The sequence below is a fragment of the Plantibacter sp. Leaf1 genome (assembly GCF_001421315.1).
In the GTDB taxonomy this organism is placed as follows: Bacteria; Actinomycetota; Actinomycetes; order Actinomycetales; family Microbacteriaceae; genus Plantibacter.
Map to the genome: position 1 here is coordinate 1 of NZ_LMJX01000005.1, position 5677 is coordinate 5677.

The following is a 5677-nucleotide window of genomic DNA, read 5'->3' on the forward strand; positions in this document are numbered from 1 at the left end:
TAGAGAAGTTGCCCTGCAGGGCGGTCGTGATGGCCAAAGGCAGGAGCATCCGATCCTTGAGAACTCAACAGCGTGCACAATGTCAAATGCCAAAAACCTCGTGCAATTGATGCCTTCCTTTTCGGTTGGTTGATGTTGCGGGAGATTCCTTTGGAAAACATTTAAACAAAACAAAGCAAGTCAGTAATGATTTGTTCTGTCAGTTTCAAACTTGCATCGTGTTCACCTATTCCGGTGGCATGGTGCGCGAAATGTGCCGGTCTTCGGATCGTGCAATTCAACATTTACGGAGAGTTTGATCCTGGCTCAGGACGAACGCTGGCGGCGTGCTTAACACATGCAAGTCGAACGATGAAACCCAGCTTGCTGGGTGAATTAGTGGCGAACGGGTGAGTAACACGTGAGTAACCTGCCCTTGACTCTGGGATAAGCGTTGGAAACGACGTCTAATACCGGATACGAGCTTCCACCGCATGGTGAGTTGCTGGAAAGAATTTTGGTCAAGGATGGACTCGCGGCCTATCAGCTTGTTGGTGAGGTAATGGCTCACCAAGGCGACGACGGGTAGCCGGCCTGAGAGGGTGACCGGCCACACTGGGACTGAGACACGGCCCAGACTCCTACGGGAGGCAGCAGTGGGGAATATTGCACAATGGGCGAAAGCCTGATGCAGCAACGCCGCGTGAGGGACGACGGCCTTCGGGTTGTAAACCTCTTTTAGCAGGGAAGAAGCGAAAGTGACGGTACCTGCAGAAAAAGCACCGGCTAACTACGTGCCAGCAGCCGCGGTAATACGTAGGGTGCAAGCGTTGTCCGGAATTATTGGGCGTAAAGAGCTCGTAGGCGGTTTGTCGCGTCTGCTGTGAAATCCCGAGGCTCAACCTCGGGTCTGCAGTGGGTACGGGCAGACTAGAGTGCGGTAGGGGAGATTGGAATTCCTGGTGTAGCGGTGGAATGCGCAGATATCAGGAGGAACACCGATGGCGAAGGCAGATCTCTGGGCCGCTACTGACGCTGAGGAGCGAAAGGGTGGGGAGCAAACAGGCTTAGATACCCTGGTAGTCCACCCCGTAAACGTTGGGCGCTAGATGTGGGGACCATTCCACGGTTTCCGTGTCGTAGCTAACGCATTAAGCGCCCCGCCTGGGGAGTACGGCCGCAAGGCTAAAACTCAAAGGAATTGACGGGGGCCCGCACAAGCGGCGGAGCATGCGGATTAATTCGATGCAACGCGAAGAACCTTACCAAGGCTTGACATATACGAGAACGGGCCAGAAATGGTCAACTCTTTGGACACTCGTAAACAGGTGGTGCATGGTTGTCGTCAGCTCGTGTCGTGAGATGTTGGGTTAAGTCCCGCAACGAGCGCAACCCTCGTTCTATGTTGCCAGCACGTAATGGTGGGAACTCATGGGATACTGCCGGGGTCAACTCGGAGGAAGGTGGGGACGACGTCAAATCATCATGCCCCTTATGTCTTGGGCTTCACGCATGCTACAATGGCCAGTACAAAGGGCTGCAATACCGTAAGGTGGAGCGAATCCCAAAAAGCTGGTCCCAGTTCGGATTGAGGTCTGCAACTCGACCTCATGAAGTCGGAGTCGCTAGTAATCGCAGATCAGCAACGCTGCGGTGAATACGTTCCCGGGCCTTGTACACACCGCCCGTCAAGTCATGAAAGTCGGTAACACCCGAAGCCAGTGGCCTAACCGCAAGGATGGAGCTGTCTAAGGTGGGATCGGTAATTAGGACTAAGTCGTAACAAGGTAGCCGTACCGGAAGGTGCGGCTGGATCACCTCCTTTCTAAGGAGCATGTGCAACGCTCGTCTGTATACAGCGAGGTTTACGTTGCCAAGTCACACTGAGACGAATGTTCTCGGGTGGCGCTCATGGGTGGAACATTGACATTGATGCAGACGTGAGAGTCTGCCAGCAAGTACGTCTTCTTCGGGGGATTGGAACGGTGGCCGGCTGGAGGGTTTGCATATGCACGCTGTTGGGTCCTGAGGGACCGGATCTTTCCCGCTTCGGTGGGGGAGGACGAACCTCAGGGCCTGTTGTTGTCGGCATACATCGCCGTCACGCAGGTACCGCCCGTACTTTGAGAACTACACAGTGGACGCGAGCATCTTAGATTCATGGCCCTTCGGGGTTGTGGATCACAAAGATCAAAACATGCTTCTTCGGAAGTGATGTTGATCATTGGTCAATCTTCATCAGGTAACTGGTGACGATCGATTCAAACTCATGTGATTTCAAATTTCTAAGAGCAAACGGTGGATGCCTTGGCATCTGGAGCCGAAGAAGGACGTAGTAATCTGCGATAAGCCTCGGGGAGCTGATAAACGAGCTGTGATCCGAGGATTTCCGAATGGGGAAACCCCGCCAGGCCTGTTAAGTGACCTGGTGACTCCCGCCTGAATATATAGGGCGGGTAGAGGGAACGGGGGGAAGTGAAACATCTCAGTACCCCCAGGAAGAGAAAACAACAGTGATTCCGTCAGTAGTGGCGAGCGAAATCGGAAGAGGCTAAACCGGGCATGTGTGATAGCTATCAGGCGTTGCATGTCCGGGGTTGTGGGACTTCTCACTCCGAACTGATATTCGGGGAGCATTAGAACGTGGTATAGACGAATGGGATTGAAAGCCCAGCCAAAGACGGTGCCAGCCCGGTAGTCGAAATGCTGCAATCGTGCGAGGAGTATCCCAAGTAGCACGGGGCCCGAGAAATCCCGTGTGAATCTGTCAGGACCACCTGATAAGCCTAAATACTCCCAGATGACCGATAGCGGACAAGTACCGTGAGGGAAAGGTGAAAAGTACCCCGGGAGGGGAGTGAAATAGTACCTGAAACCGTTTGCTTACAAACCGTTGGAGCACCCTTGTAGGTGTGACAGCGTGCCTTTTGAAGAATGAGCCTGCGAGTTAGCGATATGTGGCGAGGTTAACCCGTGTGGGGTAGCCGTAGCGAAAGCGAGTCTGAATAGGGCGATTCAGTCGCATGTCCTAGACCCGAAGCGAAGTGATCTATCCATGGCCAGGTTGAAGCGACGGTAAGACGTCGTGGAGGACCGAACCCACTTCAGTTGAAAATGGAGGGGATGAGCTGTGGATAGGGGTGAAAGGCCAATCAAACTTCGTGATAGCTGGTTCTCTCCGAAATGCATTTAGGTGCAGCGTTGCGTGTTTCTTGCCGGAGGTAGAGCTACTGGATGGCCGATGGGGCCCAAAAGCTTACTGACGTCAGCCAAACTCCGAATGCCGGTAAGTGAGAGCGCAGCAGTGAGACGGTGGGGGATAAGCTTCATCGTCGAGAGGGAAACAACCCAGACCACCAACTAAGGTCCCAAAGCGCGTGCTAAGTGGGAAAGGATGTGGAGTTGCACAGACAACCAGGAGGTTGGCTTAGAAGCAGCCACCCTTGAAAGAGTGCGTAATAGCTCACTGGTCAAGTGATTCCGCGCCGACAATGTAACGGGGCTCAAGCACGCCACCGAAGTTGTGGCATTGATATTTTTGGTAGGCCTTCGTGGTCCAGCCGTATTGATGGGTAGGAGAGCGTCGTGTGGCGAGTGAAGCGGCGGTGTAAACCAGCCGTGGACGCTACACGAGTGAGAATGCAGGCATGAGTAGCGAAAGACATGTGAGAAACATGTCCTCCGAAAGACCAAGGGTTCCAGGGTCAAGCTAATCTTCCCTGGGTAAGTCGGGACCTAAGGCGAGGCCGACAGGCGTAGTCGATGGACAACGGGTTGATATTCCCGTACCCGCGAAGAACCGCCCAAGACAATCCAGTGGTGCTAAGAGTCCTAACCCGGACGACTGATTCCCTTCGGGGATGATGGGTCCGGTCTAACGCTCGACCCCATGCTGGTGCGTTTAGCGTATTAACAGGTGTGACGCAGGAAGGTAGCCTATGCCGGGCGATGGTTGTCCCGGTGTAAGTGCGTAGGCTGAGAGATAGGCAAATCCGTCTCTCGTGAAGGCTGAGACACGATACGGACCCGTAAGGGATAGTAGGTGATCCTATGCTGCCAAGAAAAGCATCGACGCGAGGTTCTAGTGGCCCGTACCCCAAACCGACTCAGGTGGTCAGGTAGAGAATACTAAGGAGATCGAGAGAATCGTGGTTAAGGAACTCGGCAAAATGCCCCCGTAACTTCGGGAGAAGGGGGGCCTGAGGCGTATTAGGACTTGCTCCGAAAGCGTTTGAAGGCCGCAGAGACCAGTGGGAAGCGACTGTTTACTAAAAACACAGGTCCGTGCCAAGTCGCAAGACGATGTATACGGACTGACGCCTGCCCGGTGCTGGAAGGTTAAGAGGAACGGTTAGCCGCAAGGCGAAGCTGAGAATTTAAGCCCCAGTAAACGGCGGTGGTAACTATAACCATCCTAAGGTAGCGAAATTCCTTGTCGGGTAAGTTCCGACCTGCACGAATGGCGTAACGACTTCCCAGCTGTCTCAACCGCGAACTCGGCGAAATTGCATTACGAGTAAAGATGCTCGTTACGCGCAGCAGGACGGAAAGACCCCGTGACCTTTACTACAGCTTGGTATTGGTGTTCGGTGTGGCTTGTGTAGGATAGGTGGGAGACTTTGAAGCTTGGACGCTAGTTCAGGTGGAGTCATTGTTGAAATACCACTCTGGTCACTCTGGATATCTAACTTCGAACCGTAATCCGGTTCAGGGACAGTGCCTGGTGGGTAGTTTAACTGGGGCGGTTGCCTCCCAAAAAGTAACGGAGGCGCCCAAAGGTTCCCTCAACCTGGTTGGCAATCAGGTGTCGAGTGTAAGTGCACAAGGGAGCTTGACTGTGAGACTGACAAGTCGAGCAGGGACGAAAGTCGGGACTAGTGATCCGGCAGTGGCTTGTGGAAGCGCTGTCGCTCAACGGATAAAAGGTACCTCGGGGATAACAGGCTGATCTTGCCCAAGAGTCCATATCGACGGCATGGTTTGGCACCTCGATGTCGGCTCGTCGCATCCTGGGGCTGGAGTAGGTCCCAAGGGTTGGGCTGTTCGCCCATTAAAGCGGTACGCGAGCTGGGTTTAGAACGTCGTGAGACAGTTCGGTCCCTATCCGCTGCGCGCGCAGGAAATTTGAAAGGATCTGACCCTAGTACGAGAGGACCGGGTTGGACGAACCTCTGGTGTGTCAGTTGTTCCGCCAGGAGCACCGCTGATTAGCTACGTTCGGGATGGATAACCGCTGAAAGCATCTAAGCGGGAAGCCGGCCTTAAGATGAGATTTCCATGCCTTCGGGCGAGAGGCTCCCAGCCAGACTACTGGGTTGATAGGCCGGATGTGGAAGAGAGGACGAAAGACTCTCGGAGCTGACCGGTACTAATAAGCCGATAATTTGATAACACTTTCTTTGTTTGAATACGAAGATGCTACGCGTCCACTGAGTGGTTCTCGATGTACGGTCGAGAACCCGCAAACAACACCACTGTGTTCGCACAGCGTGTTGGTTTGCTTGTTCACTTTGATACATCAATAGTGTTTCGGCGGCCATAGCGAGAGGGAAACGCCCGGTCACATTCCGAACCCGGAAGCTAAGACTCTTTGCGCCGATGGTACTGCAGGGGGGACCCTGTGGGAGAGTAGGACACCGCCGGACTTCTTCGTTGAAATGGCCACCCAAGGTTCTTGGGTGGCCATTTTGCGTTAACG

At 53.9% G+C, this 5677-nt stretch carries 3 rRNA genes; all 3 read left to right on the plus strand.

Annotated elements, in window-relative coordinates:
• Positions 1–283 precede the first annotated feature (283 nt).
• A 16S ribosomal RNA gene (locus ASE44_RS17945) occupies positions 284–1804 on the plus strand.
• A gap of 450 nt (positions 1805–2254) precedes the next feature.
• Positions 2255–5371 (plus strand): 23S ribosomal RNA (locus ASE44_RS17950).
• A 136-nt stretch (positions 5372–5507) separates the two neighbouring features.
• Positions 5508–5624: ribosomal RNA gene (gene rrf / locus ASE44_RS17955) — 5S ribosomal RNA — on the plus strand.
• The 16S, 23S and 5S rRNA genes sit together here, the layout of an rRNA operon.
• The last annotated feature ends 53 nt before the right edge of the window (positions 5625–5677 follow it).